21 protein-coding genes and 2 pseudogenes are annotated in these 26227 nt (G+C 64.9%); 13 read left to right on the top strand and 10 right to left on the bottom strand.

Translation table 11 applies throughout. The annotated features are described in order from the left end of the window. Positions 1 to 135: 135 nt before the first annotated feature. Positions 136 to 906: a methyltransferase domain-containing protein gene (locus tag ACQ86E_RS23230; RefSeq protein ID WP_431201977.1), complete on the bottom strand. Its 771-nt coding sequence runs from the start codon at positions 904 to 906 to the stop codon at positions 136 to 138. Positions 907 to 1070: 164 nt separating this feature from the next. On the opposite strand from ACQ86E_RS23230, the gene ACQ86E_RS23225 reads away from it, so the two are divergent. The 4 genes and pseudogenes from ACQ86E_RS23225 (at position 1071) to arr (ending at position 3136) form a co-directional block, all read left to right on the top strand. Beyond that, a complete protein-coding gene (locus ACQ86E_RS23225) occupies positions 1071 to 1814 on the top strand; it encodes an SDR family NAD(P)-dependent oxidoreductase (protein ID WP_431201976.1) in 744 nt (247 codons plus the stop codon). A 94-nt stretch (positions 1815 to 1908) separates the two neighbouring features. Beyond that, positions 1909 to 2292, top strand: coding sequence for a YidH family protein (locus tag ACQ86E_RS23220; protein ID WP_431201975.1), 384 nt, complete (start codon positions 1909 to 1911; stop codon positions 2290 to 2292). Between the two features lie 9 nt (positions 2293 to 2301). Next, complete coding sequence (locus ACQ86E_RS23215; RefSeq protein ID WP_431201974.1) at positions 2302 to 2640, top strand: DUF6984 family protein; 339 nt, start codon at positions 2302 to 2304, stop codon at positions 2638 to 2640. Between the two features lie 81 nt (positions 2641 to 2721). After that, positions 2722 to 3136: pseudogene (gene arr / locus ACQ86E_RS23210) on the top strand (NAD(+)--rifampin ADP-ribosyltransferase). Positions 3137 to 3287: 151 nt separating this feature from the next. Here arr and ACQ86E_RS23205 read toward each other — a convergent pair. Both ACQ86E_RS23205 and ACQ86E_RS23200 read right to left on the bottom strand, forming a co-directional pair. Then, positions 3288 to 3641, bottom strand: a complete 354-nt coding sequence (locus ACQ86E_RS23205) for a UBP-type zinc finger domain-containing protein (RefSeq protein ID WP_431201973.1) — start codon at positions 3639 to 3641, stop codon at positions 3288 to 3290. A gap of 277 nt (positions 3642 to 3918) precedes the next feature. Further along, positions 3919 to 4980, bottom strand: a complete 1062-nt coding sequence (locus ACQ86E_RS23200) for an isocitrate/isopropylmalate dehydrogenase family protein (RefSeq protein ID WP_431201972.1) — start codon at positions 4978 to 4980, stop codon at positions 3919 to 3921. A 170-nt stretch (positions 4981 to 5150) separates the two neighbouring features. Here ACQ86E_RS23200 and ACQ86E_RS23195 point away from each other — a divergent pair, with 170 nt between their 5' ends. After that, positions 5151 to 6539: an MFS transporter gene (locus tag ACQ86E_RS23195; protein WP_431201971.1), complete on the top strand. Its 1389-nt coding sequence runs from the start codon at positions 5151 to 5153 to the stop codon at positions 6537 to 6539. 5 nt (positions 6540 to 6544) lie between these two features. Here ACQ86E_RS23195 and ACQ86E_RS23190 read toward each other — a convergent pair whose 3' ends face one another. Continuing rightward, a complete protein-coding gene (locus ACQ86E_RS23190; protein WP_431206539.1) occupies positions 6545 to 8164 on the bottom strand; it encodes a B12-binding domain-containing radical SAM protein in 1620 nt (539 codons plus the stop codon). 314 nt (positions 8165 to 8478) lie between these two features. On the opposite strand from ACQ86E_RS23190, the gene ACQ86E_RS23185 reads away from it, so the two are divergent. The 7 genes and pseudogenes from ACQ86E_RS23185 to soxA all read left to right on the top strand — a co-directional run bounded on the left by ACQ86E_RS23185 (position 8479) and on the right by soxA (position 14456). After that, positions 8479 to 8928, top strand: coding sequence for a (2Fe-2S)-binding protein (locus ACQ86E_RS23185; RefSeq protein WP_151642905.1), 450 nt, complete (start codon positions 8479 to 8481; stop codon positions 8926 to 8928). 11 nt (positions 8929 to 8939) lie between these two features. Further along, positions 8940 to 11125: pseudogene (locus ACQ86E_RS23180) on the top strand (molybdopterin cofactor-binding domain-containing protein). A 52-nt stretch (positions 11126 to 11177) separates the two neighbouring features. Next, a complete protein-coding gene (locus ACQ86E_RS23175; RefSeq protein ID WP_431201970.1) occupies positions 11178 to 12449 on the top strand; it encodes an FCSD flavin-binding domain-containing protein in 1272 nt (423 codons plus the stop codon). Further along, on the top strand, positions 12442 to 12888 hold the full coding sequence (gene soxX / locus ACQ86E_RS23170; RefSeq protein ID WP_431201969.1) for a sulfur oxidation c-type cytochrome SoxX: 447 nt from the start codon (positions 12442 to 12444) through the stop codon (positions 12886 to 12888). The genes ACQ86E_RS23175 and soxX overlap by 8 nt, the downstream gene beginning before the upstream one ends. Positions 12889 to 12896: 8 nt before the next feature. Then, positions 12897 to 13364, top strand: a complete 468-nt coding sequence (locus ACQ86E_RS23165) for a SoxY-related AACIE arm protein (protein ID WP_431201968.1) — start codon at positions 12897 to 12899, stop codon at positions 13362 to 13364. Continuing rightward, a complete protein-coding gene (gene soxZ, locus ACQ86E_RS23160) occupies positions 13364 to 13681 on the top strand; it encodes a thiosulfate oxidation carrier complex protein SoxZ (RefSeq protein ID WP_431201967.1) in 318 nt (105 codons plus the stop codon). The genes ACQ86E_RS23165 and soxZ overlap by 1 nt, the downstream gene beginning before the upstream one ends. A 28-nt stretch (positions 13682 to 13709) precedes the next feature. After that, on the top strand, positions 13710 to 14456 hold the full coding sequence (soxA, locus tag ACQ86E_RS23155) for a sulfur oxidation c-type cytochrome SoxA (RefSeq protein ID WP_431206538.1): 747 nt from the start codon (positions 13710 to 13712) through the stop codon (positions 14454 to 14456). A gap of 54 nt (positions 14457 to 14510) precedes the next feature. Here soxA and ACQ86E_RS23150 read toward each other — a convergent pair whose 3' ends face one another. Then, positions 14511 to 16178 carry a regulator gene (locus tag ACQ86E_RS23150; protein ID WP_431201966.1) on the bottom strand — a complete coding sequence of 556 codons (1668 nt, stop codon included), beginning with the start codon at positions 16176 to 16178 and terminating at the stop codon, positions 14511 to 14513. 10 nt (positions 16179 to 16188) lie between these two features. Continuing rightward, entirely contained in the window at positions 16189 to 16887 is a 699-nt protein-coding gene (locus ACQ86E_RS23145; RefSeq protein ID WP_431201965.1) for a cysteine hydrolase family protein, read from the bottom strand. A gap of 597 nt (positions 16888 to 17484) precedes the next feature. On the opposite strand from ACQ86E_RS23145, the gene ACQ86E_RS23140 reads away from it, so the two are divergent. Then, the gene (locus ACQ86E_RS23140; RefSeq protein WP_431201964.1) at positions 17485 to 20961 is read left to right on the top strand and encodes an indolepyruvate ferredoxin oxidoreductase family protein; all 3477 of its coding nucleotides are present in this window, start codon (positions 17485 to 17487) and stop codon (positions 20959 to 20961) included. Between the two features lie 130 nt (positions 20962 to 21091). Here ACQ86E_RS23140 and ACQ86E_RS23135 read toward each other — a convergent pair whose 3' ends face one another. The 4 genes from ACQ86E_RS23135 to ACQ86E_RS23120 all read right to left on the bottom strand — a co-directional run bounded on the left by ACQ86E_RS23135 (position 21092) and on the right by ACQ86E_RS23120 (position 26047). Further along, positions 21092 to 22822 carry an FAD-dependent oxidoreductase gene (locus tag ACQ86E_RS23135; RefSeq protein WP_431201963.1) on the bottom strand — a complete coding sequence of 577 codons (1731 nt, stop codon included), beginning with the start codon at positions 22820 to 22822 and terminating at the stop codon, positions 21092 to 21094. Between the two features lie 59 nt (positions 22823 to 22881). Continuing rightward, the gene (locus ACQ86E_RS23130) at positions 22882 to 23901 is read right to left on the bottom strand and encodes a S1C family serine protease (RefSeq protein ID WP_431201962.1); all 1020 of its coding nucleotides are present in this window, start codon (positions 23899 to 23901) and stop codon (positions 22882 to 22884) included. Between the two features lie 90 nt (positions 23902 to 23991). After that, positions 23992 to 24441, bottom strand: a complete 450-nt coding sequence (locus ACQ86E_RS23125) for a hypothetical protein (RefSeq protein WP_431201961.1) — start codon at positions 24439 to 24441, stop codon at positions 23992 to 23994. Between the two features lie 7 nt (positions 24442 to 24448). Then, the gene (locus tag ACQ86E_RS23120; RefSeq protein ID WP_431201960.1) at positions 24449 to 26047 is read right to left on the bottom strand and encodes a GMC family oxidoreductase; all 1599 of its coding nucleotides are present in this window, start codon (positions 26045 to 26047) and stop codon (positions 24449 to 24451) included. Positions 26048 to 26227 lie beyond the last annotated feature (180 nt).

Here is a 26227-nt window from a genome sequence, read left to right as displayed (position 1 = left end):
CAATCCACCAGTTGAACAACTAGACCTAAGCCCAATTTGTCGCAGGCAAGCTATCTCGACGCCGGTTGGTGACGCAAGGCGGCCCCCGCGCCCAGCCCGAGGAGCGAGCGCTTATGTCGCATTGCGGTCGCGCGCTCAGCCCTTGCGCTGGGCGACCATGAACAGCCGCCGGAACGGGAACAGCGTCTGTCCCGCCACGTTCTTCGGGTAAGCCTCGGCGACCCGCACTCCATAAGCGGCTTCGAAGGCGGCCTTCTCGTCGCCTTGCAGCACATCGAGGTAGCGCGTCAGCCAGGTCCCCTTGGTCCATTCCTTCACCGGGTTCTCGCCTTCGAGCACTTGCAGATACTCGGTCTCCCAGATGTCGATATTCTGGGACAAGGGCAAAAGCAGATCATGATAGAAGGCCGGCCCCTCGACCGGCGGCGGGGTGACGAGATGTTCGACCTTGGACCGCCACGGACCATCAAGCGCGGTCTCGCCGATCAGCACATGCGAGGGCGCCAGAAAATTGCGCGGCATCTGCACCGCGAGCATGCCGCCGGGCTTCACCTTCTCCATCACCGACGGGAAGAGTGCCGCATGATTGGGCAGCCAGTGCAGTGCGGCATTGGAATAGACGACGTCGTATTGCTGCGCGGGACGCCAATGGCCGAGGTCTTCATGTGACCATTCCACGTCGGGCGCCGCCTTGCGGCCGGCAGCGACCATCTCGGCCGAGCCCTCGACACCGGTAACGGTCGCATCCGGCCAGCGTTCCTTGATCAGCTTGGTGACATTGCCGGCGCCGGCGCCGAGGTCTGCGATCGTGCGCGGGCCGAAATCCGGAATCCGCATCAACAGGTCGACAGCGGGCCGGAGCCGGTGGCCGGAGAATTTCAGATATTGCTGCGGGTCCCAGACCATCGAGAGGCGCCTTTTCTTTTTCGTGTTTCCTTCAACCTGGCTCTTGGTTACCACTGCTCGTCCCGGTCGGGCAAATCGCCGCACCTGGGCAGGCAGGAAACGAACAGCAAACGAACAGCAAACGAACACCAAAATCAAAACCCGAAACAAGGGAGCGTGTGACCATGGACCTCGGGCTCAAATCGAAAACCGCCGTCGTGACAGGCGCGAGCATCGGCATCGGCCGTGCCATCGCCAAGGGGCTGGCCGCCGAAGGCGTGCGCGTCGTCGGCGTGGCGCGGCGCACTGACCTGCTTGCCGAGCTGGCGAAGGAGGTTGGCGGCGGCCTGATCACGCCGTTCGAGCAGGACGTGATGGCCAGGGATGCCGCGGAGAACATCGCGGCCTTCGCGCTGAATCAGCTCGGCCATGTCGACATCCTCGTCAACAATGCCGGCGGCAGCCGCCCGCTGCCGGTCGACGCGCCCGACAGTCAATGGGACGATGCGATTGCGCTGAATTTCACCAGCTACCGCCGCATCGCGCACGCGCTGCTGCCGCAGATGATCGCACGCAAATGGGGCCGCATCGTCAATATCACCGGTAAGTCCGAGCCGGAAGGCCTCAACGCCGCCTTCGCCGCCAAGGCCGCCGTGCACGCCTGGGCCAAGGGCCTGTCGCGCGAGATCGGCGAGCACGGCATCACCATCAACTGCATCCCGCCCGGCCGCATCATGAGCGAGCAGATCCGCCGCAACTATGCGCCGGATTATCGCGAGCGTTTTGCCGAGGAAGAGATTCCGGTCGGGTACTGGGGCGAGCCGGAGGACCTGGCTGCGCTGGCGGTGTTTCTGGCCTCGCCGGTGGCGCGGTACATCACGGGGACGGTGATCCCGGTGGATGGGGGGCTGAGGCGGTATCAGTTTTGAGGCCTTGTCCTGGTTTCGCATAGAGTTTGCCCGTCAACCCGCAATTGCGGGAATAGCGCGACGAACGCCATCCAAAACATCCGAAGAGGCCTCGATGATCGAGCGATACTCAGACCACGCGGCAAACGAGCGGACTTTCCTCGCCTGGGTCAGAACGGGCATAGCAATCATCGCGTTTGGCTTTGTCGTCGAGAAGTTCAACCTCTTCGTCCGGACAATCGCCGAAGCGAGCAGGATGGAGATCGGGTCAAGACTGCAATTCGACCGCTTCACGGGAGCGTTCAGTCACTATGACGGCCTCGCCCTGATCCTGATCGGAATCGGAATCATCGTGATTTCGCTCTTTCGCTTCATCAGGACGGGCCGAATGATTGACGACGCACAATCCCATTCCGCCGGCGGCATCAAGACGGAACTGGTACTCGCCGTTGTGCTGGGCCTGATCGTTACAACGATAACGGTCTATTTTGCGCTCTGACTAAACAAGATGCCACGTCCACTTACTTCCAACGAGCGCGATCTAATTGCCTTTATTCTGGGTCAGCATTCACCTTTGCAGGTTGATCTTGACCTCGTCGAGGAAATGAACGACGGCGGGATGGGGAGCCTTCGCTTTGTCGGCACGGCAGACCGGCGTTTCGGCCGATGTATCGGCGAGGCCGAATTTGACGATGCGGATGGCGTGCCAGTGTCGGTCGCGTTGAACGCCGATCAGCATGGAATGCTGTTTGAGCTCGATGTCTGGAAAGTCGACTTTTCTCCACTACAAAGGATCGCCGCTTTAAGTGAACTCCGATCCCCCAACGCTGGTCGCCGCAGCCCATAGGATGGGTGGAGCGCAGCTTCGCTGCGCTCGCAATGACGGACGCGACTTCCTTGCCGCTGCTAACAATACCTGGATCGTCTCATGTCATCTGCCGCAACCATGTTCGCGCAATCGTTCTTCCACGGCACGCGCGCCGATCTGAAAACCGGCGATCTGATCGTCGTTGGTCACCCATCGAACTTCACAGACGTCCAACCGCTGTCCTGGGTCTATTTCGCGGCGACACTGGACGCGGCGATCTGGGGCGCCGAGCTGGCCGCAGGCACCGCACCAGGACGAGATCTACGTCGTGGAGCCGACCGGACCGATCATGGACGATCCGAACGTGACAGATAAGAAATTTCCGGGCAATCCGACATTGTCATATCGCACCCGCGATCCGTTGCGCGTCATCGCCGAGGTTACCCAGTGGCAAGGCCACGCTCCTGAACGGCTGCAACAGATGAAAGACAATGTCGCCCGCCTGAAGGCGGAGGGAAACAACATCATCGACTAACTCGCAGGATGGGTAGAGCGCAGCGAAGCCCATCGACAGTATCAAGCGTGGCACGTTATGGGTTTCGCAAGCGCTCTACCCATCCCCATGACGCTGCGAAGATCGGGCTGCAACGCCGACGCCCGGCCCTCTAGAGGCCTTTCGCTACCGCCTATTCATGCAGCAGTGTTTGCCAGTCCGGAGGCACCGCCCCGGCCGGTCCGGGCACCGGTTGATCCAGCGGATGCGATTGAGGGCCTTGCAGCTTCGGCCCGGCGAAGGCCTCTCCTGTGCGATAGTCGTAAAACCATCGTTCGCCCGGCTCGAAGCTGGTGATAACAGGGTGACCCGTCGCCGCGTTGTGCTTCGTTGCGTGCTGATTGGGCGACGTATCGCAGCAGCCGATGTGACCGCATTCGACGCATCTGCGAAGATGAAACCACCACCCGCCCGCGGCCGAGCATTCCACGCAACCCGTTCCGGTTGGCGTGGCCGCGAGGTTGATGCCATCGCTCTCAGACTTCATAGGTCAACTCACTGAAGATGTTCGCGGTCAGCAGCGTGTCTCGCCGCAGGACACCACGCACTCATGCGCTCACGTCCCGATCTCCGCCACGATCACATCATGCCAGTGTTTTGCCCGACGGGTCAACGTGATCACGGTCACGCACGCGGTCGCGGACGCCGTTCGAAAATCCCTTATCGATCAAGGGGCCATCTACTGTGCATGGGGTTGTTTTCGACGCTTTGTCCTGGGCCAACGAAAAAAATCATGGGCCCGCGAAAAAATTCGCGAGACCGCCTCACTCCGTCTGCAGGATCTCCGCGATCGCGGCCCCCGCCGCGCTCGTGCCGAGCTTGCCGCCGACATCGCGCGTCGCCCTGCCCTCGCGAAGCGCCTTCGCCACCGCCGCCTCGATCGCACGCGCCGCCTCCTCGTAACGCACCGCGCCGGTTGTCTCGCCGTGCCAGGCCAGCAGCAGCGCCGTCGACAGGATCAGCGAGACCGGATTGGCGACGTCCTGGCCGGCAATGTCGGGCGCCGAGCCGTGCGCGGCCTGCGCCATGGCATAGCGGTCGCCGACATTGAGCGAGCCGCCGAGGCCGAGGCTGCCTGACAGCTCCGCGGTGAGATCGGACAGGATGTCGCCGAACATGTTGGTGGCGACGATGACGTCGAACCGATCGGGGCTGCGCACCACATGCGCCATCATGGCGTCGACGAGGATGTCGTCGACGCTGAGGCCGGGATAGTCCTTGGCGGCGGCGCGGCAGATGTCGAGGAACATGCCGTCACCGATCCTGAGCACATTGGCCTTGTGCACGATGGTGAGATGCTTGCGCCGCTTCATCGCCAGACGGCAGGCGGCGTGCGCAATGCGCTCGCAGCACAGACGGGTGATCCGGCGCAGCGAGATCACGACGTCGGGCGTGACCAGCATCTCGCCGTTGCCCTGCTCCATGTTGCGGTCGGCGTAAAACCCCTCCGTGTTCTCGCGCACCACGACGAGGTCGAAATCGCCGAATCGGCCGGGCCGCCCGGCATAGGTGCGCGCGGGCCGGACATTGGCGTAGAGGTCGAGGTTCTTGCGGAAATGCCTCGACGGATTGATCTCGCCATGCGCCTCGTCCTTGAAGTCGAAGGTCGCGGTCGGCCCGAGGATCAGGCCGTCGGCGGCGCGAACGATGTCGAGCAACTCGGGGCGCACGGTGGTGCCAAACTGTTTCAGGCTCGCATGCCCGACCGCATGCTCCTCCAGCCGCAGGTTGAGCTGGAAGCGCTCGGAGGCCGCGCGCAGCACGCCCGATGTCGCGGTCGTGATCTCCGGTCCGATGCCGTCACCGGGCAGAACGACGAGTTGCATGGCGTTTCCCCAAAATTGCAGAGTTGGCGCGATCATACGCCGGCGCCCGGAATCATCGCCTCACCTTCGCGCATACACAGCATGCAAGCGTATGCCTGTGGAAGCAGGCCCCGCCGTAGTACATGCCAAAGTCCGCTATCGCCACGCCGCCGGAGCAACGCGCGAACGCAATGACAATCACGTTACCTGCCGCCGCGCGCGAGCCCGACCACACCGTTGCCGATGGCCTGCCGCCCGCGCAGCGGCGCTGGGCGATCGCGGCCATCTTCACCGCGCTGGCGATGGCCTCGCTCGACACCGCGATCGCCAACATCGCGCTGCCCGCCATTGCCGCCGACCTGCATGTCTCGCCGGAGCAGTCGGTCTGGGTGGTCAACGTCTACCAGATCGCACTGGTGGCGACGCTGCTGCCGCTCGGGGCGCTCGGCGAGATCGTCGGGCACCAGCGCATCTATCTCGGCGGCCTGATCCTGTTCACCATCGCCTCGCTGTTCTGCGCGGTGGCATGGTCGCTCGACAGCCTGCTGGTGGCGCGCACGCTGCAGGGCCTCGGGGCCAGCGGCATCATGAGCGTCAACACGGCGCTGGTGCGCTTCGTCTATCCCGGCCGGATGCTCGGCCGCGGCTTCGGCCACAACGCACTGGTGGTCGCGACCGCGTTCACCTTCGGGCCTTCGGTCGCCTCGGCCATTCTCGCACTCGGCCCGTGGCCATGGCTGTTCGCCGTCAACATCCCGTTCGGTCTCGTCGCCACCGGCATCGGCTTTGCGATGCTGCCGAAGACGCCGCGCGCCGATCACGGCTTTGATTTTCTCGGCGCGGCGCTGGCGTCAGCCTGCCTCGGCCTGTTCATCACCGGCATCGGCAGCGCCGCGCACAATCTGTCGCCTGTCATCGTGGGCATCGAGTTGGTCGCGGCCCTCGTGCTCGGCTTCATCCTGATGCGCCGCCATGCCGACCATCCCGCGCCGATGCTGCCGATCGATCTGTTCGCCCGGCCGATGTTCGCGCTGTCGGCAGCAACCGCGGTGTGCTCCTTCGCCGTGCAGGGCCTCGCCTTCGTCTCGCTGCCGTTCTACTTCGAGGACGTGCTGGGCCGCTCGCAGGTCGAGACCGGTTTCTTCATGACGCCATGGCCGCTGGTGGTGGGCATCATGGCGCCGATCGCCGGGCGCCTCTCGGATCGCTATGCCGTCGGCCTGCTCGGCGGCATCGGCCTCGTGCTGCTCGGCCTCGGCATGGCGCTGCTTGCGATGCTCCCGGCCAATCCTGCCATCGCCGACATCATCTGGCGGATGGTGATCTGCGGCATGGGGTTCGGCTTCTTCCAGGCGCCCAACATGAAGGCGGTCATGTCGAGCGCACCGCCCCACCGCAGCGGCAGCGCTTCCGGCATCGTCGCCACCGCGCGCCTGACGGGACAGACGACGGGTGCGGCACTCGCCGCGGCCTGCTTCGGCCTCGCCGGCCACGAGGGAGCAACAGTGGCGCTCGCGCTCGGCGCCGGCTTTGCCGCGCTCGGCAGCGTGATGAGCTTCCTGCGGCTGGCCGTGAAATGAGGCTCTCAGGCCAGATGCCGGGCTGCCGGCGCTTCGATCGTCGCCATCGGGATCACGGCCGGATCGTCCAACTCGGCCAAACGCACGTCGATGGCCTCGATGACCTTGCGCGAGAACGGCCCGAGATGCGCATAGGCGGCGATCATCTGCACCGCGATGCGCGCCGATGACGTGTCGCGCTTGGCGCAGTTCATGAAGGTCTGCCAGAGCGGCCCGCGCGCCTCGGGAAGCGCGGTGACCACGCGGTGCACGGTCTCCATCGCGCCGATCTGGGAGCGAATATCACCCTCGACGAGTTCGTCGCGCTGCCTGGAGCGATCAAGCAGCGTCATCAACTTGTCGACACGGCCCGCATAAGCCGCGGGGCTGTAGATACGCTCCAGCACCGTCTTGTAGTCGGTCAGGATATCGCGCAACGGCCGGACCGGATCGAAATTGATACCGCCGGTGCACTGATCGCCGCCCGTGGCCGGGGCAATATCGTGGCCTGCGTGTAGCCGGCCTTCCTTGGCGAGACGCCGCGTGAGCTGCGTGTTCGGCAACGCATAGAGCAGGCCGACCATCGCGACCGGGATCGCGGCCTCCTCGATGAAGTCGATCATGGCATCGGCCATCGCGACCTTCTCGTTGTCGAAACCGACGATGAAGCCCGCGGTGACGAGCATGCCCGCGGCGTAGATCTTGTGGATGCTGTCGGCGATGTTGCGCCGTGTGTTCTGCTTCTTCCGCATCGCGACCAGGGTTGCGGGATCCGGACTTTCGATGCCGACAAAGACGGCAAAGAAATTGGCGGCCCCCATCAGGTCGAGCAATTCAGGATCGTCGGCGAGATTGACCGAGGCTTCAGTCGACAATTCGAAGGGGTAGCCGTGCGCGCGCTGCCATTCGGCCAGTTGCGGCAGGAAAAGCCGCAGCGACTTCTTGTTGCCGATGAAATTGTCGTCGACGAAGTCGAGATGGCCGCGATAGCCCATCTGGTAGAGTCTCTCGAGCTCGACCAGCATCTGCTCGCCCGTCTTGGTCCGCGGCACGCGTCCGTAGAGCTCGATGATGTCGCAGAACTCGCAGGTGAACGGGCAGCCGCGCGAATACTGCACACCGAGATAGAGATAGTCCTCGAACTTGAGCAGGTCGAACCGCGGCACCGGCGTCCTGGTGACGTCGGCCTGGAATTTCGGCGCAATGAAAAGGCCGGAGCGTGCACCGCCCTCCCAGGCCGCGATGAACTCGTCGATGACGCTTTCGGCCTCGCCGAGCACCCGGAAGTCGGCCTTCTCGTAGACGTGCGGGCTGGAGGTGGGATCGGGGCCGCCGACCACCACCGGCTTGCCCGCGGCGCGGCACACGTCGATCAGGCGCAGCGTGTCGGCTTGCTGCGGCATCATTCCGCCGGTGAAGACGACATCGGCCCACGCGAGATCGTCCTCACCGAAGGACGCCGTGTTGCAATCGATCAGCCGGACAGTCCAGTCCTCGGGCAACATCGCGGCGACCGTGATCAGGCCGAGGGGCGCGGCGGGGCGCTTCACGCCCATCAATTTGCAGGACTCGCCAAAGCTCCAGAAAGACTCCGCCGTAAACAGCGGATAGAGCATCAGCACATTGCAGGGGCTTGCCAAGTTTATGGAACTCCTTCTGACTCGGCTGCAGTGTAGCAAAGCGTTTCGGTCTTGCACCCCGGCAATGCGGACAAACTGTCGCCGCAACGCAGCGGAACACCCCGGACCGTCGTCCCAAGCCGGGCATTGGCGCCCGGAGAGAGATCTCACAGCCTTCGCGCCCCGGGCGAGGCCAAACACCGCAGTTCCCATGATCTTCCCTCAGCCACGCGAATCTTCGATAGCCACCCCGCGGACTATTGATTTGAACAGTTCCAATATGCCGGACACATTGCGCCCCTGAGTCCATTCGGTGGATTGGGCCAATCAGGGGACTTGCGATGGCAAACCTAACAATCAACGGAAAAACCTTCACGCTCGACGTCGAGCCGGATACGCCGCTGCTCTGGGCGATCCGTGAGAATGCCGGCCTGACCGGAACCAAATATGGCTGCGGCATTGCACAGTGCGGCGCCTGCACCGTTCACATGGACGGCGTCGCCACCCGCTCCTGCGGCATTTCGGTCGGTGAGGCCGAGGGCAAGAAGATCACCACGATCGAGGGGCTCGCATCCGGCGACACGCTGCACAAGGTACAGGCAGCCTGGATCGCCAAGGACGTTCCGCAATGCGGCTATTGCCAGAGCGGCATGATCATGGCCGTGGCGGCGCTCCTCAATGAGAAGCCGAAGCCGACCGACGCCGACATCGACGAGGCCATCACCAATATCTGCCGCTGCGGCACCTTCCAGCAGGTGCGCGAAGCGATCCACACGATCGCCAGCGCCTAAGGAGCCGTCACATGAACACGCATATCTCTCCCAGGATGAACCGCCGCGCCTTCGTCGTCGGCACCGCCGCTGTTGGCACCGGCCTCGCAATCGGCCTCGACATCCCCTTCGGCGGCCCCGCCGTGGTGCGCGCCGCCGACGGCTCACCCGAGGTCAACGCCTGGGTCGTGGTCCGGCCCGACGACACCGTGGTGATCCGCATTGCCCGCTCCGAGATGGGCCAGGGCTCGCTCACCGGCCTCGCCCAGCTCGTCGCCGAGGAACTCGAATGCGACTGGTCGAAGGTGACGACAGAATATCCGACCCCTGGCCAGAGCGTCGCCCGCAAGCGCGTCTGGGGTGATTTCTCGACCGGCGGCAGCCGCGGCATCCGCTCGTCGCAGGACTATGTCCGAAAAGGCGGGGCCACCGCCCGCGTGATGCTGATCCAGGCCGCGGCCGACGAATGGAAGGTGCCGGCTTCCGAATGCACCGTCGCCAGGGGCGTCATCACGCACAAGGCATCGGGCAAGACGACGACTTACGGCAAGGTCGCCGAAGCCGCGGCCAAGCTGACACCGCCGGCCGAGGTCAAGCTCAAGGATCCCAAGGACTGGACGATCATCGGCAAGGGCCTGCTGCGGCTCGACACTGCCGACAAGACCACCGGCACGATGGTCTACGGCATCGACGTCAAGCTGCCGGGCATGCTGAACGCCGCGATCAAGGACTGCCCGGTGTTCGGCGGCAAGCTGAAGAGCTATGACGAAGCCAAGGTCGCCAACATGAAAGGCGTCAAGAAGGTCGTCAAGGTCGGCGATACCGCGGTCGCGGTCGTTGCCGACACCTGGTGGCACGCCAAGACCGCGCTCGATGCGCTGCCGATCGTCTGGGACGAAGGCGACAACGCCAAGGTTTCCAGCGAGTCGATCGCAAAGTGGCTGGCCGAGGGCCTCGACAACGACCAGCCCGCCTATGTCGGCAACAAGAACGGTGACGCGAAAGCGGCGATCGCCGGCGCCGCCAAGAAGGTCGAGGCCGTCTACAGCTATCCCTACCAGAACCACGCCACCATGGAGCCGATGAACGCCACCGCGATCTACACGACGGACAAATGCGAGGTCTGGTGCGGCACGCAGAATGGCGAGGCGGCCTTCGCGGCCACGCTCGAAGCCTCGGCCTGCCGGCGGACAAGTGCGACGTACACAAGGTGATGCCCGGCGGCGGCTTTGGCCGGCGCGGCCAGACCGACTATGTCCGCCAGGCGGTCATGATCGCCAAGCAGATGCCGGGCACGCCGATCAAGCTGGTGTGGTCGCGTGAAGAGGACATGGCGCACGGCCGGTATCATCCGATCACCCAGTGTAAGATGACCGGCGCGTTCGACGCCGACAACAATCTGGTCGCTTTGCACTACCGCCTGTCCGGGCAGTCGATCCTGTTCTCGCTGCGTCCCGAAGCGCTACAGAACGGCATGGATCCGGCCGCATTCCAGGGCGTCGCCCAGTCCGGCGAGGCCGCGTTCGGTTACTCGGTGCCCAATCTCCTGGTCGAGCATGCGATGCGCAACCCGCACGTTCCGCCCGGCTTCTGGCGCGGCGTGAACGTCAATCACAACGCGATCTACATGGAGTGCTTCATGGACGAGCTGGCCCAGGCCGCAGGCCAGGACCCGCTCGAATTCCGCCGCAAGCTGATGGGCAAGCATCCCAAGCATCTGGCGGTGCTCAATGCCGTGGCCGAGAAAATCGGCTGGACCACGCCGGCGCCGAAAGGCGTCTATCGCGGTATTGCGCAGGTCATGGGCTATGGCAGCTATGTTGCCGGCGCCGCCGAGATCTCGGTGACCGATGGCAACAAGATCAAGGTGCATCGCATCGTCGCCTCCACTGATCCCGGCTATGTCGTGAACCCGGCACAGGTGGAGCGGCAAATCGCCGGCTCCTTCGTCTACGGCCTGTCCGCGCTGTTCTACGGCGGCTGCACCGTCAAGGACGGCAAGATCGAGCAAACCAACTTCGACACCTACAACTCAATGCGCATCAACGAGATGCCGAAGGTGGAATCGGTGATGGTGCCGAGCGGCGGATTCTGGGGCGGCGTCGGCGAGCCGACCATCGGGGTTGCGGCACCGGCGGTGCTCAACGCCTATTTCGCGGCGACGGGCAAGCGCATCCGTTCGGTGCCACTGCGCGACCAGAACATCACTTTCGCGTAGGAGACACTGCGGCGGCCACATCGGCCGCCGCATTATTTTCTGGACAAGACCCATGAATGTGCCGGTGACACGGCGGAATGCCCTCCTCGGCATCACCGCTGTAGCCACATCGCTCGCCACACCCTCGATCCTGCGTGCACAATCGGCGGGGCGCATCGTCGTGGTCGGCGGCGGCTTTGGCGGCGCAGCCTGTGCGCGTGCGCTCAAGCGTGCGCAGGCCAACTTGCAGGTCATCCTGATCGAACCCAACGCGGTCTTCACCTCCTGCCCTTTCAGCAACGAGGTGGTCGCGGGCTTGCGCGATATTCACGCCCAACAGTTTGACTATGACAGGCTCGCCGCGGAGGGCATCATCGTGATCGGCGAGGCCGTGACCACGATCGAACCGCAGCTACGCAGCGTCATGACGGCTGATGGCGTTGCTCTGCCCTACGACCGTCTCGTGCTCTCTCCCGGCATCGACTTCAACTTCGAAGCCCTGCCCGGCTACGACGGGACCACCTCGGAGAAGATGCCGCACGCCTGGAAGGCCGGCCCTCAGACACTGCTGCTCCGCCGGCAACTGGAGGCGATGGACGATGGCGGTACGGTCGCCATCGCCATCCCCGCCAATCCCTCACGCTGTCCGCCGGCACCTTACGAGCGCGCCAGCCTGATCGCCCACTACCTGAAGACGAAGAAGCCGCGCTCAAAAGTGCTTATCCTCGATGCCAAGGACAATTTTTCGCAGCAGCGGCTGTTCGAGCAGGCCTGGAAAGAGCTCTACGGCGACATGATCGAGCGCGTGGGACTGTCGCAGGGCGGTCGCGTCACATCGGTCGATCCTTCGACCCGGACCATCGTCACCGAGTTCGGCAACTACACGCCCGACGTCGCCAATGTCATCCCGCCGCAGCGGGCCGGGCACATCGCCGAGGTCGCGGGCGCTGCGGATGCGACCGGCTGGTGCCCGATCGATCCTGTGACCTTCGAGTCAAAGCTCGTCCCCAACATCCACGTCATCGGCGACGCCTGTCTCGGCGGCGGCATCCCCAAATCGGCCTCCGCCGCGAGCGCGCAAGGCAAGGCCTGCGCGGCCACCATCGTCAACCTCCTCGCGGGCCGTGCGCCGGAAACGCCGCGCCTGAACGGCGTCTGCTACAACACCGTCGCACCCGGTTACGGCTTCTCGCTTGCCGGGAACTACCAGCCGAAGGGCGATATCTTTGCCGAGGTCGAGGGCGGCGCGACCAGCCCGGTCGATGCGCCGCGCGAGACGCGCACTCGCGAGGCCGCCGAGGCGGAGCGCTGGTTTCAAACCATCACGGCGGACACTTTTGGCTAGAGCACCCGTCCATATCGCAGCGCTGATCGCCATCAGCGTTGCCTGCGCTGCCAACGCGGACGAGCTTGTGCCTTACAAGATCGCCGGCGACGGCATCGCAGAATCGCTCACAGGCTCGACCGGTGATGCCGCACGCGGCCGCGCATTGGTGCTGGCGCGCACGACGACCTGTATCCTCTGCCATTCCGGCCCGTTTCCGGAAGCGCGGTTCCAGGGCGACCTCGCGCCCGATCTTGCCGGCACCGGAAACCGCTGGACGGCGAGCCAGTTGCGGCTTCGGCTGGTTGACGCCTCACGCTTCAACGCGGAGACGATCATGCCGTCCTATTATCGCAACGCGGGCCTCGTCCGCGTCGGACGCAATTTCGACGGCAAGCCGATATTATCGGCTGCGGAAATCGAGGACATCGTGGCCTTTCTTGCAACGCTTCGGGACTAGGACTGTTCATGCCAGCCACGCGACGACAATTCTTGAGCCTTGCCGGGAGCGTGACGGTGGCCGGGACGATCCCGATCTTCACGCTGCGGCCGCTCGAGGCGACACCGGCAATGCTCAGCACCGCGATCCGCAATGTCGTCGGTGAAGCGTCGATCCGCAACGGCAAGATGAAGCTCGACATTCCACCGCTGGTCGAGAACGGCAACACGGTGCCGATGACGGTGAGCGTCGCGAGCCCCATGACGGCGACCGACTACGTCAAGAGCATCCACGTCTTCAACGAGAAGAACCCGCAGCCGAACATCGCCAATTTCTATCTCACCCCCTCCTCCGGACGTGCCCAGGTCTCGACCCGGATCCGGCTCGCCGACACCCAGAAGGTGGTGGCAATCGCGCGGCTTTCCGACGACACGTTCTGGCAGGTTGCCGCCGACGTGGTCGTGACCCTGGCCGCCTGCACCGAGGAGGTGAACTGATGGCCGCCCTCATCAACGTCCCCGCCAGGGCCAGACGCGGCGACGTCATCGAGATCCGCACGCTGACCTCGCACATCATGGAAACCGGCTTTCGCCACACCATGGACGGCGCGCTGGTCCCGCGCGACATCATCACCAGCTTTACCTGCCGCTACAACGGCACCGAGGTCTTCCGCGCGGATTTGTTTCCGGCGATCGCTGCCAACCCGTATTTGTCCTTCTTCACAGTCGTGCAGGAGAGCGGCAAGTTCGAGTTCGAATGGATCGGCGACAACGGCTATTCATCCACCGCGTCGGCATCGATCACGGTCGAATGATTTTTGGCGCGCGATAGCGGCAGCGGCGCTGCTGACCGTGACCCCCGCCCTGCTCGCCGGCGAAATTGCGCCCGAGGCGCGCCGCTCCGGCTATTCCTTCATGGGGCCCGAGACGCGCGCCATGCAGGACGACGACACGTCCAATCCGGGCATGCTGTTCGTGCTCGACGGCGAAGCTCTGTGGGGAAGGAAGACTGGCGGAGCCGACAAATCCTGTGCCGACTGCCATGGCGACGCGCGCACCAGCATGAAGGGCGTCGCGGCGCGCTACCCCGCCTTCGACAAACCGCTCAGCCGCCCCGTCACGCTCGACCAGCGCATCAATCTCTGCCGCGCTGATCATCAGCAGGCAGCGCCACTGCCTTACGAGAGCCGCGACCTCCTGGCACTGTCCGCCTTCGTCGCTCACCAGTCGCGCGGCGTCGCGATCACGGCTGGCGACGATCCGGAGCTGAAGCCCTTCGTCAAACAGGGCCGCGACCTCTTCATGCAGCGCGAGGGCCAGCTCAACCTCGCCTGCGCCAATTGCCACGACGACAATTTCGACAAGCGCCTCGCCGGCGCACCGATCACGCAGGCGCAGCCGACCGGCTATCCGCTCTATCGGCTGGAATGGCAGACGCTGGGATCACAGGAGCGGCGCTTGCGCAGCTGCATGACCGGCGTTCGCGCCCAGGCCTTTGATTATGGCTCGCCTGAACTGGTCGCCCTCGAGCTTTATCTGATGTCGCGGGCGCGCGGCCTGCCGATGGAAACGCCGGCCATTCGGCCCTGAGAGGAAAACGGCCGGGGATATTTCCCGGCCGTCTCGCAAGCACCCAGGTCGCGCCTACTCCGCCGGTGCGGCGTGCAGCTCCGGATGCGCGGCATAGTGCTCGGTGGCGCCGAGCTTGCTGGCCGCGAACAGACCGGCTGCCATCACCGCATAGGCGAGTGCCACCGCGGGCGTGACGCCGAAGCCGCCACCGATGCCGACGGCTTCACCGTGCATGAAGCCGAAGTAGGTGAGAACGGCGCCGACCAGGGCGAAGCTTGATGCCTTCTCGAAGTCGCGCTCGATGATGAACACTCCGATCGCGCCGAGGATGAGGCCGCCGAGGATGGAGCCGCCGCCCATGACTTCGAGTCCGTGATAGAACACGCCCTGCTGCGGCAGCGCTGCGATCGCCGCGGCCTTGACCGCGTCGGCCTTGTCGGCGGCGAGACCACCGACCGAGGTCGCCGCCATCATGGTCGAGCCCAGCATCGTATCAATCTGGAGCTTGGCCCAGGCGGCCAGATGCGGCGTCAGGGCCAGCACGATCGCCGGCGCGTGCTTGACCGGTGTCGTCTGGAACGCCTGCGCGCCGATCAGCATGCCGATATAGAGCAGGATCGGCGAGATCGCGACGACGGGCACGAGTGCCAGCAGGACCGAGATGATGCCGAACCACGCCAGCACGACCACCATGATGCCGGTCGCAGCCGAATAGCCGATGCGGCCACCCATCGCTTTCCAGCCGGGATGACCGATATAGACGGCGTTGATGAAGGGGTTGCCCATCAGGCAGCCGATCAGGCTGACGACGCCGTCGGCGGTCAGCACGCGCGTGGTCGGATATTCGTCGCCGGCCGCTTCCGCGCTCTCGACATTGTCCATGGCCTCGACGAGGTCGTAGATGCCGAACGGAATGGCGGTGACCAGGATGACGCCGAGGAATTCGAAACCGGAGAAGACGTAGCCCACCGCCGGGATCGGCACCGAGAAGCCGAAGTTTGCGAAGGCGTCACCGACGCCCTTGACGCTCAAGCCGCCAAGACCGAGGCCGAACAGGTTCGAGCCCCAGGCGATGACCATGCCGACCGCGATCGCGACGAGTCCGGCGGGAATGCCGCGCCAGTATTTCACCCCGCCGAACCAGCTCACCAGGATGATGGCGAAGCAGACCAGGCCGATCTGCGGCGTCATGTACATTTCGAGCGCCGGACGCATCGAGATGAAGGTGACGGAGACGCCGGCAAGCGTACCGAGCAGCGCCGCACGCGGCGTGATCCTGCGAATGAACGGCGCGATGAAGCCACCGATCATGAGAATGAAGCTCTGGAAAAACACCCAGACGAGACCTGCCGACCAGCCCTTCAGCGGATCGCCGGTCTTGATGGTGATCGGCAGCATGATCACGAAGGTGACGATGAACATGTGCGGCACGCTGACGCCCGATGGCAGCGCACAGACGTCGGTGCGGCCGGTCTTCTGCGCGAGGCGATAGGCGAGATACGCGTAGTAGAAGGTCGACAGGCACATCATCAGCCCGAGCGCAGGCAGGATGCGGCCGAACACGAGACTGTCAGGCATCTTCAAGACGAAGCGCAACAGGCCCGTGAGCACCAGCATGTTGACGAGGATGTTGGTGCCGAAGCCGAAAAACGCGTTCCAGTCGCCCGGTGTCCATAGTGCCGGCTTGAACTCGGACGTATTGCTCTCGGATTTGCCGGCCGTCCCCGTCACTGTGCTCATGGTCATACCCCTATGTGGTCGAAATCTTCATCGCCTCCAGTACTGCGGCTGAGTCCGCGACCCAGCCGAAGATGCCGCCCTGGGCCTTGATCATTTTCAGGCCCATCTCGTGAAACTCGGGAAAGTAGGATGCGCAGCCGTCCGAGACGACGACGCAACGGTAGCCGCGGTCGTTGGCCTCGCGCACGGTGGTGTTGACGCAGACTTCCGTGGTGACGCCGCACACGAGGAGATTCTCGATGCCGTATTTCTCCAGCACGTCGGTGAGTTCGGTAGCGTAGAACGCGCCCTTGCCCGGCTTGTCGATCACGACCTCGCTGTCGAGCGGATAGAGTTCTGGAATGATGTCGTGACCGGCCTCGCCGCGAATGAGAATGCGCCCCATCGGGCCGGGATCTCCGATGCGAAGGCTCGGCGCGCCGCGCTCGACCTTTGCCGGCGGCGCATCGGAAAGATCAGGCAGATGCCCCTCGCGAGTGTGGACGACCAGCATGCCGCTGTCGCGCGCCGCGTTCAGCAGCGCACCGATCGGCTTCACGGCGCGCGCAAGCTGGCTGACGTCATTGCCGAGGGTCTCACCGAACCCGCCGGGCTCCATGAAATCGCGCTGCATGTCGATGATGAGAAGCGCAGTACTCGCCCAATCGAGCTTGATCGGCTCGGGCTCGGCGCTGATGACGCCCAGTGTCGGCTTGGTTGAGTTCAACATGACTCAAGGCCCCCGCGAGAACTCGCTTTGCCAGGAGTTCTGCAAACGCCGTGCCATTGTGTACAATGGCTTTGGAGCATGCGGCGCGAGAGAATTCGTCGCGTAGTCAGAAACTTACGCCAGTAACCGGGCGCTGCTTATTCCCTGTGCGACGGCTTTGCGACGTGCATTTGCTTAAAGGATGAGCGGCGAGGCGGCGGGTCACTCGCCGTCATTCCGGGGCGACCCGCAGGTGTCGGGCCCGGAATCCATTTCACGTCATGGCTCGCGGCCCGATGGATTCCGGGCCCGCGCCGTGCGCGCCACGGAATGACGAGGAGGGTGCGCTGTGACGCCTTGCCTCTACCGCCCCGCCCCATCCAGTTGCCGATACACTTCCTCATACGGCGCGTGCGAAGCCCTTAGCGTCGCCTTGTCGAATACGAGCGTCCTCCACAAGCAGCCATGACTGGCGGTAGCGCCACGGATGCGGCCAGCCGTATTGACTTCGCTGGCCCATGCACTTGACTGTCATAATTCGCGTCGCGCAGCCGCAATCCCTCCCGCAGCGCAAACCCCAAGCCAACTTGAAGCCGAACGAAGACAAGGACTTCCGACATGACGCTGATGCAGGTCGAGCTGGACGACAAATACCGGCTCGAATCGAAGCGGATCTTCCTGTCCGGCACGCAGGCGCTGGTTCGATTGCCCATGTTGCAGCGCGAACGCGATCGGCTCCAGGGGCTCAACACCGGCGGCTTCATCTCCGGCTATCGCGGTTCCCCGCTCGGCATGTACGACCACGCGTTGTGGCGCGCGAAGTCACACCTCCAGCAGCACGACATCGCTTTCGTCCCAGGCCTGAACGAGGATCTCGCCGCGACCGCGGTCTGGGGCAGCCAGCAGGTCGGGCTGTTTCCCGGTGCCAAGGTCGATGGTGTGTTCGGCATCTGGTACGGCAAGGGCCCCGGCGTCGACCGCTCGGTCGATGCGCTCAAGCACGCCAATGCGGCCGGCACCTCGCTCAATGGCGGCGTGCTGGCGCTCGCGGGCGACGACCATGGCTGCCAGTCCTCGACGCTGGCGCATCAAAGCGAGCAGGTGTTCGCGGCGGCGCTGATCCCGGTGATCAATCCGGCGACGCTGCAGGACTATCTCGACCTCGGCCTCTACGGCTTCGCGCTGTCGCGCTTCTCCGGCTGCTGGGTCGGCTTCAAGGCGATCAGCGAGACCGTCGAAAGCTCGGCGTCGATTGACAGCGACCCCGAGCGAATTCAGATCAAGCTGCCCGACGATTTCGAGATGCCGCCCGGCGGCCTCAATATCCGCTGGCCCGATCCGCCGCTGGACGCCGAGCGGCGCCTGTTCGGCCCGAAGATGGCCGCGGTGCAGGCCTTTGCGCGCGCCAACCAGCTCGACCGCATCGTGCTCGATTCCAAGCCGGCGCGGCTCGGCATCGTCGCGACCGGCAAGGCCTATCTCGATTTGCGCCAGGCGCTCGCCGATCTCGGCATTACCGACAAGGACGCGCAGGATCTGGGCTTGCGGATCTACAAGGTCGCGCTGACCTGGCCGCTGGAGGAAAGCGGCGCGAAGCGTTTTGCCGAAGGTCTGCAGGACGTGCTGGTGGTCGAGGAGAAGCGCGGCTTCATCGAAGACCAGCTGATGCGCATCCTCTATAACATCGATGCGTCCCGGCGCCCGACCGTCACCGGCAAGCGCGACGAGAGCGGCGCGCCGCTGCTGCCGAGCGAAGGCGAACTGACGCCGACCATCGTCGCGGGCGCGCTGGTGGCACGACTTCGCAAGCTCGGCCATCACAGCCCGGTGCTGGAGCAGCGGCTCGCCCGGCTCGAGGCGTTCGACCACCCCGTCACCACCACGACGCAGATCAAGCTCGCGCGTACGCCGTTCTTCTGCTCGGGCTGCCCTCACAACTCTTCGACGAAAGTGCCCGAAGGCAGCCGCGCCATGGCCGGCATCGGCTGCCACGGCATGGCCCTGAGCATACCGACCCGCCGAACCGATCTGATCTCGCACATGGGCGCCGAGGGCGTGAACTGGATCGGCCAGTCGCCCTTCACCACCGAGCAGCACATCTTCCAGAATCTCGGCGATGGCACCTACACGCATTCCGGGCTGCTCGCGCTGCGCGCCGCCTCTGCCGCGGGCATCAACATAACCTACAAGATCCTCTACAACGACGCCGTGGCAATGACCGGCGGCCAGCCGGCCGAAGGCGCCTTCAACGTCGCGCAGATCGCGCATCAGGTCTGGGCCGAGGGCGTCAAGCGCCTCGCGATCGTCTCCGACGATCCTACGAAATACCCTGATGGCAATTACTTCCCGCAGGGTGCCACCATACATCACCGCCGCGAACTCGACGCCGTCCAGCGCGAGCTGCGCGACATCAAGGGTCTCACCGTCCTCATCTACGACCAGACCTGCGCCGCAGAAAAGCGCCGCCGCCGCAAGCGCGGGCTCTATCCCGATCCCGCCAAGCGCGCCTTCATCAACGAGCTCGTCTGCGAAGGCTGCGGCGATTGCTCGCAGGCTTCCAACTGCGTCTCGGTGCAGCCGCTCGAGACCGAATTCGGCCGCAAGCGGCAGATCGACCAGTCGAACTGCAACAAGGACTTTTCCTGCGTCGAAGGCTTCTGCCCGAGCTTCGTCACCGTGCATGGCGGCACGCTCAAGCGCATCAAGACCTCGTCAGTCGATTCAGGGCAGCTGTTCGCCGACCTGCCGCTGCCGCCGGCGCGCGAGCTGGACGGTCCCTACAACATCCTCGTCACCGGCATCGGCGGCACCGGCGTCATCACCATCGGCGCCCTGCTCGGCATGGCCGCCCATGTCGACGGCCGCGGCTGTTCGGCGCTGGACTTCACCGGCCTGTCGCAGAAGAACGGCGCGGTGATGAGCCATGTCCGCATCGCGCCGAAGCCCGAGGATATCTCCGCCGTCCGCATCACCACCGGCGGCGCTGACGTCATTCTCGGATGCGACATGATCGTGTCGGCAGGTCCGAGCGCGCTCAGCCGCGCCGAACGCGGGGTCACCAAAGCCTACATCAATGCCGACCTGCAGCCGACCGCGAGCTTCGTGCAAAACCCCGATCTCGATTTCGAGATGGGCACGATGCAGACCGTGCTGCGCGACGCGATCGGCGAGAAGAACCTCGACATCATCGACGCGACAGGCATTGCCTCAGCGCTGATGGGCGACAGCATCGCGACCAATCCCTTCATGCTCGGCTTCGCCTTCCAGAAGGGCGCGATTCCGCTGTCGCTGGAGGCCCTGCTCCGCGCCATCGAGATCAACGGCGCCGCGATCGAGATGAACAAGCTCGCCTTCACCTGGGGGCGCCTGGCAGCCCACGACATGTCGCGGGTGCGCAGCGTGGTTCAGTTCAAGAGCCGGGCGAGTGCGCCGACGAAGTCCCTCGACGACATCATCGCCACCCGCGCGGAGTTCCTGACCGGCTATCAGGACAAAGTCTACGCGGATCGCTACCGCGCAGCCGTTGCCAAGGTGCGCAAGGCGGAGAGCGCCGCTTCGCCCGCGTCCACGGAGCTGACCGAAGCTGTCGCGAAAAACCTTTTCAAGCTGATGTCCTACAAGGACGAGTACGAGGTCGCGCGGCTCTATACCGACGGCAGCTTTGCCAGGAAAGTCTCGGAGAAGTTCGACGGCGATTTCTCGCTGAAGTTCCACCTCGCACCGCCGATCTTCGCGCGGCGCGACAAGACGACCGGGCATCTCCAGAAGAAGGAATTCGGCGGCTGGATGATCCACGCCTTCCGGTTGCTGGCCAAGCTGAAATTCCTGCGGGGCGGTGCGCTCGACTTGTTCGGCCGCAGCGAGGAACGCAGGACCGAGCGGAAGCTGGTTTCGGACTATCTCGGCATGATCGATCAGCGAATCTCCGGGCTGAAGGCGGAGCAGATTCCGCTGCTGACGCGGCTCGCCCGTGTGCCAGAGACCATTCGCGGCTTCGGGCACGTCAAGGAAGCCAACATCAAGCTGGCGGGGGCCGAGAAAGCGCGGCTGGAAGCGGAGCTGGAGAACAGCCGCTTTGCGGCCGCGGCGGAGTAGAGGTGAGAGCCCGCGCGCTCTCCGCGTCATTGCGAGGAGCGAAGCGACGAAGCAATCCAGACTGCCTCCGGAAAGACTCTGGATTGCTTCGCTACGCTCGCAATGACGGAAATCGCAGATACGGCGGAGACTACAACTCGGCAGACGCCTTCGTGGCATTCAACGATGTGGTCGCCCCCTCCGCCAGATGCCGCCCCGCGAGATACCCGAACGTCAGCGCCGGCCCGAGCGTGATCCCCGGCCCCGGATAATTGCCGTTCATGATCGAGCCCATGTCGTTGCCGCAGGCGTACAGACCCGCGATCGGCGTGCCGTCCTCGCGCAGCACGCGGGCCTGAGCGTCGACCTTCATGCCAATGGCCGTGCCAAGGTCGGCTGGATAGATGCGCATCGCGAAGAACGGCGCACGCACGATCGGCGCGACGCAAGGGTTGGGCTTGTGGCTGATATCGCCGAGATGGCGCTGATAGATGGTGCTGCCACGGCCGAATTCGGGATCACGGCCCTCCTTCGCGTCGCCGTTGTAGGTCGCGATCGTCGCGGCAAGCACGGCGGGCTTGATGCCGATCTGCGTCGCGAGCCGCGCGATATCCGGAGCCTCGATCAACTCGCCGCGCGCCACATGGCGCCGAATGCCAAGCGTGAACGGCTTGATGCGGCCGAGGCCGTAGCTCCATAGAAATTGGCGGTCGCAGACCAGATAGAACGGACGGTCCGGCTCGCCTTTGCCGTCACGCAGCATGGCAAGCACGAATTCGTGGTGAGACAGCGCCTCGTTGACGAAGCGCCGGCCCGCGGCATTGACGGCGATCACGCCGGGCTTGGCGCGGTCCGTCACTGTGTGCGGGAAGACACCGCGACTGCCGTCGGCACGGCGGAACAGCGAGGCCGGCACCCAATAGGCCGGGCTCGTCGCGTCCGTATTGAGGGCGGCACCGGCTGTTGTCGCCAGCCGAAGTCCGTCGCCTGTACCGGACGCGCTGGTCGCCGAGACGAAACCGGCTGCCGCGGGGAAAAAGCGCTTGCGCAGAGCGGCATCGTGCGAAAAGCCGCCGGTCGCGACCACCACGCCGCGGCGCGCGACAATCAGGCGATCGCGGGAGCCATGGCGGATCACGATGCCAGCGACGCGATCGCCCTGCATCGACAGATCCTCGACGTCGGCGCCGAACAGGATCTCGACATGCCGCGCCAACAGCGACGCATAGAGCCGCGCCACAAGCGCATTGCCGAGATGCAACGTGGTCCCGCGCGGACTGCTGAGCCGTTGCAACGCGTATTCAGAGACCAGACGCGCCGCGCGCAAGGTCGAACGCACTGACTTTCCGATCCGGCCCAGATGCGGGATATCGTGACGGGCGACCATCATGCCGCCGAACAGCGTGAACTCCGGCAGCGGAGCGCGCAGCCGCACGAAATGCGCGCCGAGCCGGGAGCCGTCGAACGCGACCGGCTCCAGCACGCGCCCGCCTGATGTCGCGCCGAGCCGCTCCGGATAATAGTCCGGATAGGCCTTGACCGGCTGAAGGCGGACCTCCGTGTTGGCTTCGAGATAGGCGACCGCCTCCGGCCCGCGCGCCAGAAAGGCAGCGCGCAAGCCGGCATTGGCGGGCTCCGGCACGGTGCTCGCGAGGTACTGGACGGCATCCGTGACGCTGTCCGAAAGTCCCGCCTCTTTCATCTTCGTATTGGCGGGGATCCAGATCATGCCGCCCGACAAGGCGGTGGTCCCGCCGACGAAGGCGGTCTTCTCGATCACCAGCACGCGCAGCCCTTCGGCGGCGGCCACCGATGCCGCCGTCATGCCACCGGCACCCGCACCGATGACAATGACGTCGTAGGTCTCATGCGCCGGCATCACGCGGCGGGTTTCCCGGAACAAGGCATGACACCGTCATACCTCGCCCCGCCTGCCCGGCGCTAGCGGGCCGGCTTGCGCTCGATCGGATCGATGTCGATCGCCCGCAGACGGCCGAGCCGCAGCACGTCCATGGCGAGCCGCCGGCCGATCCGGTCACGGTCGAGCACGCGGATCAGATCGTCGACGCCGTTGATCGCGACGCCATCGAGCCTGATCACGACGTCACCGGGCAACAGGCCCGCCTTCGCCGCCGGCCCGTCCGGCTCGATCTGCGCCAGGAGCGCCCCCATATTATTGTCGACACCGGCCAGCACCGCATGCCGCCGCGGAATCGGCGCCGTTTGTCCGGCGACACCGATATAGGCACGGCGGACATAGCCGTGACGGATGATCTCCGACAGCACGAATTGCGCGGTGTTGCTGGCAACCGCGAAGCAGATGCCCTGCGCGCCATTGATGATCGCGGTGTTGATGCCGATCACCTCGGCATTCGACGACACCAGCGGGCCACCGGAATTGCCGGGATTGAGCGCGGCATCGGTCTGGATCACGTCCTCGATGGTGCGCCCGCTCACCGAGCGGATCGAACGTCCGAGCGCCGAGACCACGCCGGCGGTCACTGTCGATTCGAAACCGAGCGGATTGCCGATCGCAATCACAAGCTGGCCGCGCTTCAGGCTCTGTGAATTCCCGAGCGCGGCATAAGGCAAGTCGCGCACGCCGTTGGCACGCAGCAGCGCCAGATCCGTATCGGGATCGACGCCCAGCACCCGGGCATCGCCGACATTCCCTTCGACGTCACGCAGCCGGATCTCCCGGGAGGCGCCGACCACGTGGCTGTTGGTGAGCACGAGCCCGTCCGGCGAGATCACGATGCCGGAGCCGAGCCCACCGCGTTCGCGGCCGTTCGGCACCTTCGGTCCGGTCTCGACGCGCACGACCGCAGGGCCGACACGGTCAGTGACGTCGATCACGGCATTGGAATAGGCGTCCAGCAAAGCCCGGTCATTGTCCGGGGCAGCCGTCGCCGCCCGCGATGACGAGGCGTCATCGACGATGTCTGAGGTGAAATCCAGCATGATAGAGTCCTTGAGGCTCACACAGATGGTGGCCTGCTCCTGCCTGCGCAAGTGGGCCCACCCGGGCACAAGGCTGGGCTACCCGGATGGCTAGGGCGCCCGCCGCAGCGTGCCCGCCTTCGCCTTGACCGGGTCGAGCAGCGACCAATCGCCGTCGGGGAGGACATAGCCATTCGGGAACGGTGCGCGCAGCTCGAGCCCGAGCGAGCGCAGCACGCGGTCGTCGCGGTAATAGCATTGCAGGACGACGCGGACGAGCGTTGCAGCCGCCGCGCCGCCGTTCTTGCGAAACTCCTGCGCCACCGCATCGCGCCTGGCGGCATCGAGCTCGGCGAGCGGCTGACCTGCCAGCCGGGCCAGATGATCCAGCGCCGCGACTACCAACTTGGTGTCGCGGCCGAGCGTCGCCAGCATGTCGGCCTGGATCGCGGGATCGTCGGCGCCCGGCACCTTGTACTCGTCGCTGGCGGGGACGATCATCGCGGCGATGGTGCGGAGGTCGTCGCGTTGGACGCGCGTGAGTTGATGGCTTTCGGACATGACGGCCTCAATCGAACAGATTGGCGAGGCGCTGCTTCATCTGGTCGGCGATGTAGAGCGCGAGGGCCTGGATGGTGGACGTCGGGTTCACGCCGCCCGAGGTGACGAAGATGCTGCCGTCGACGATGAAGAGGTTCTTCACGTCATGCGAGCGGCCCCATTCGTTGACGACGGAGCGCTTGGGATCGGTGCCCATGCGCGCGGTGCCGAGCAGGTGCCAGCCGCCCCACGGGATCGGCGAGTTGACGCAGAGGTCGGTCGCGCCCGCCATTTCCAGCACCTCGCGGCCGCGCGCGAGCGCGTGGTCCATCATCTTCTGGCTGTTCTCGCTGATCGTGTAGTTGATCTTCGGCGCGGGAATGCCATGGCTGTCCTTCAGCACCGGATCGAGCGTGACGCAATTGTGCTCCTCCGGCAAATCCTCGCAGATCGCGGAGAAGCCCAGCCGGTGGCCGTTGAGCTTGCGGAACACGCGGTGATGATCGGCGCCCCACGGCAAAATGCCCTTCTGCTCGCTGACGACGGCCTCGAACACCGGCCCGGCCCCGCGCACGAACTGGACGCCGTAGCCGCGCACGAAGCCGCGCGACAGGTCCGTGTCGTACCACTCCTTGCTCCACAGGCAGGTCGGCGGCGCGCGGTTGCTGTCGGTTGGCTCCTTCACATAGCCGTAGATCTGCGCATAGGGATGGAACATCAGGTTCTTGCCGACGAGGCCCGACGAATTGGCGAGGCCATTCGGAAAGCGGCTCGACGCCGAGTTCAGCAACAGGCGCGGCGTGCCGACACCATTGCAGGCGATGATGACGACATGCGCGGGCTGAAACTGCTCGACGCCGTCCTTGTCGTAATAGACCACGCCCGAGGCCATGCCGTTCTCGTCGGTGGTGATCTCGCGTACCCGGCAATGCGTGCGCAGCTCGACGCCGGCGCGCACGGCTTGCGGCCAATAGGTGATGTCGGTGGAGGACTTTGCGCCTTGCGCACATGCCGGCGTGCAATGGCCGAGGTTGATGCAGCGGGCCCGGCCTTCGTAGTCCATCGTCGCAACCGTGGTGTCCGACGGCCACCAGTGCCAGCCGAGCTTGTTCATGGCCTTGCCGAGGATGGCACCGGACAATCCGAGCGGCTGCTGCGGCATCTGCGGATGCGTCAGCGGCGACAGCGGGTCGCCCGACAATCCCGATGTCCCCATGATGCGGTCGTTCTCTTCGAAGAACGGGGTCAGCGCGTCATAGTCGATCGGCCAGTCGTCGGCGACGCCGTCGAGCGTCTTCACCTTGAAATCGGACGGATGCAGCCGCGGCCAGTGCGCGGTGTACATCACGGTCGAACCGCCGACGGCATTGTAGTTGACGACCTTGATCGGCGAATCGTCGTCGTTGATCGGATAGTCCTCGGGCCGGCCGCGGATGTTCGGGCTGGTCGCCCACTCCCCGTAGAACTTGGCCTCCCAGTCGCGGCCAGTGCTCGGATATTCCGCCGGGTTCATCCAGCCACCCTGCTCCAGGCAGAGAATGTGCATCTTGGTCTCGGCCAGCGACCACGCCACTGCCGCGCCTGAAGCGCCGGCGCCGATGATCAGGACGTCCACGGGGTCATTCATCGAAACATCGTCCTCCCGCCCTCGCCGCTTCCCGGGCGATTCGGCCATCACGGCTCGCAAGGCTTGCGCAAACGATAGGATCAGAGCCACGGCTGAGTAAAGCCACAGGCGGGGAATGTCGCACTTCGCAGGGCGCAGACCATTGGTGTTGCCACGCCCGGATGCTAGGAACGGGGCGCA

The organism is Bradyrhizobium betae, assembly GCF_050632175.1.
In the GTDB taxonomy this organism is placed as follows: Bacteria; Pseudomonadota; Alphaproteobacteria; order Rhizobiales; family Xanthobacteraceae; genus Bradyrhizobium; species Bradyrhizobium betae_B.
Note: the sequence above shows the minus strand (reverse complement) of the source record. Positions and strands in the feature narration are given on the sequence as shown.

Excerpts from the sequence above, each read along its gene's own strand:
- ACQ86E_RS23230 (WP_431201977.1), bottom strand. The coding sequence starts at position 906 with ATGGTCTGGGACCCGCAGCAATATCTGAAATTCTCCGGCCACCGGCTC.
- ACQ86E_RS23225 (WP_431201976.1), top strand. The coding sequence starts at position 1,071 with ATGGACCTCGGGCTCAAATCGAAAACCGCCGTCGTGACAGGCGCGAGC.
- ACQ86E_RS23220 (WP_431201975.1), top strand. The coding sequence starts at position 1,909 with ATGATCGAGCGATACTCAGACCACGCGGCAAACGAGCGGACTTTCCTC.
- ACQ86E_RS23215 (WP_431201974.1), top strand. The coding sequence starts at position 2,302 with ATGCCACGTCCACTTACTTCCAACGAGCGCGATCTAATTGCCTTTATT.
- ACQ86E_RS23205 (WP_431201973.1), bottom strand. The coding sequence starts at position 3,641 with ATGAAGTCTGAGAGCGATGGCATCAACCTCGCGGCCACGCCAACCGGA.
- ACQ86E_RS23200 (WP_431201972.1), bottom strand. The coding sequence starts at position 4,980 with ATGCAACTCGTCGTTCTGCCCGGTGACGGCATCGGACCGGAGATCACG.
- ACQ86E_RS23195 (WP_431201971.1), top strand. The coding sequence starts at position 5,151 with ATGACAATCACGTTACCTGCCGCCGCGCGCGAGCCCGACCACACCGTT.
- ACQ86E_RS23185 (WP_151642905.1), top strand. The coding sequence starts at position 8,479 with ATGGCAAACCTAACAATCAACGGAAAAACCTTCACGCTCGACGTCGAG.
- ACQ86E_RS23175 (WP_431201970.1), top strand. The coding sequence starts at position 11,178 with ATGAATGTGCCGGTGACACGGCGGAATGCCCTCCTCGGCATCACCGCT.
- ACQ86E_RS23165 (WP_431201968.1), top strand. The coding sequence starts at position 12,897 with ATGCCAGCCACGCGACGACAATTCTTGAGCCTTGCCGGGAGCGTGACG.
- soxZ (WP_431201967.1), top strand. The coding sequence starts at position 13,364 with ATGGCCGCCCTCATCAACGTCCCCGCCAGGGCCAGACGCGGCGACGTC.
- ACQ86E_RS23150 (WP_431201966.1), bottom strand. The coding sequence starts at position 16,178 with ATGAGCACAGTGACGGGGACGGCCGGCAAATCCGAGAGCAATACGTCC.
- ACQ86E_RS23145 (WP_431201965.1), bottom strand. The coding sequence starts at position 16,887 with ATGTTGAACTCAACCAAGCCGACACTGGGCGTCATCAGCGCCGAGCCC.
- ACQ86E_RS23140 (WP_431201964.1), top strand. The coding sequence starts at position 17,485 with ATGACGCTGATGCAGGTCGAGCTGGACGACAAATACCGGCTCGAATCG.
- ACQ86E_RS23130 (WP_431201962.1), bottom strand. The coding sequence starts at position 23,901 with ATGCTGGATTTCACCTCAGACATCGTCGATGACGCCTCGTCATCGCGG.
- ACQ86E_RS23125 (WP_431201961.1), bottom strand. The coding sequence starts at position 24,441 with ATGTCCGAAAGCCATCAACTCACGCGCGTCCAACGCGACGACCTCCGC.
- ACQ86E_RS23120 (WP_431201960.1), bottom strand. The coding sequence starts at position 26,047 with ATGAATGACCCCGTGGACGTCCTGATCATCGGCGCCGGCGCTTCAGGC.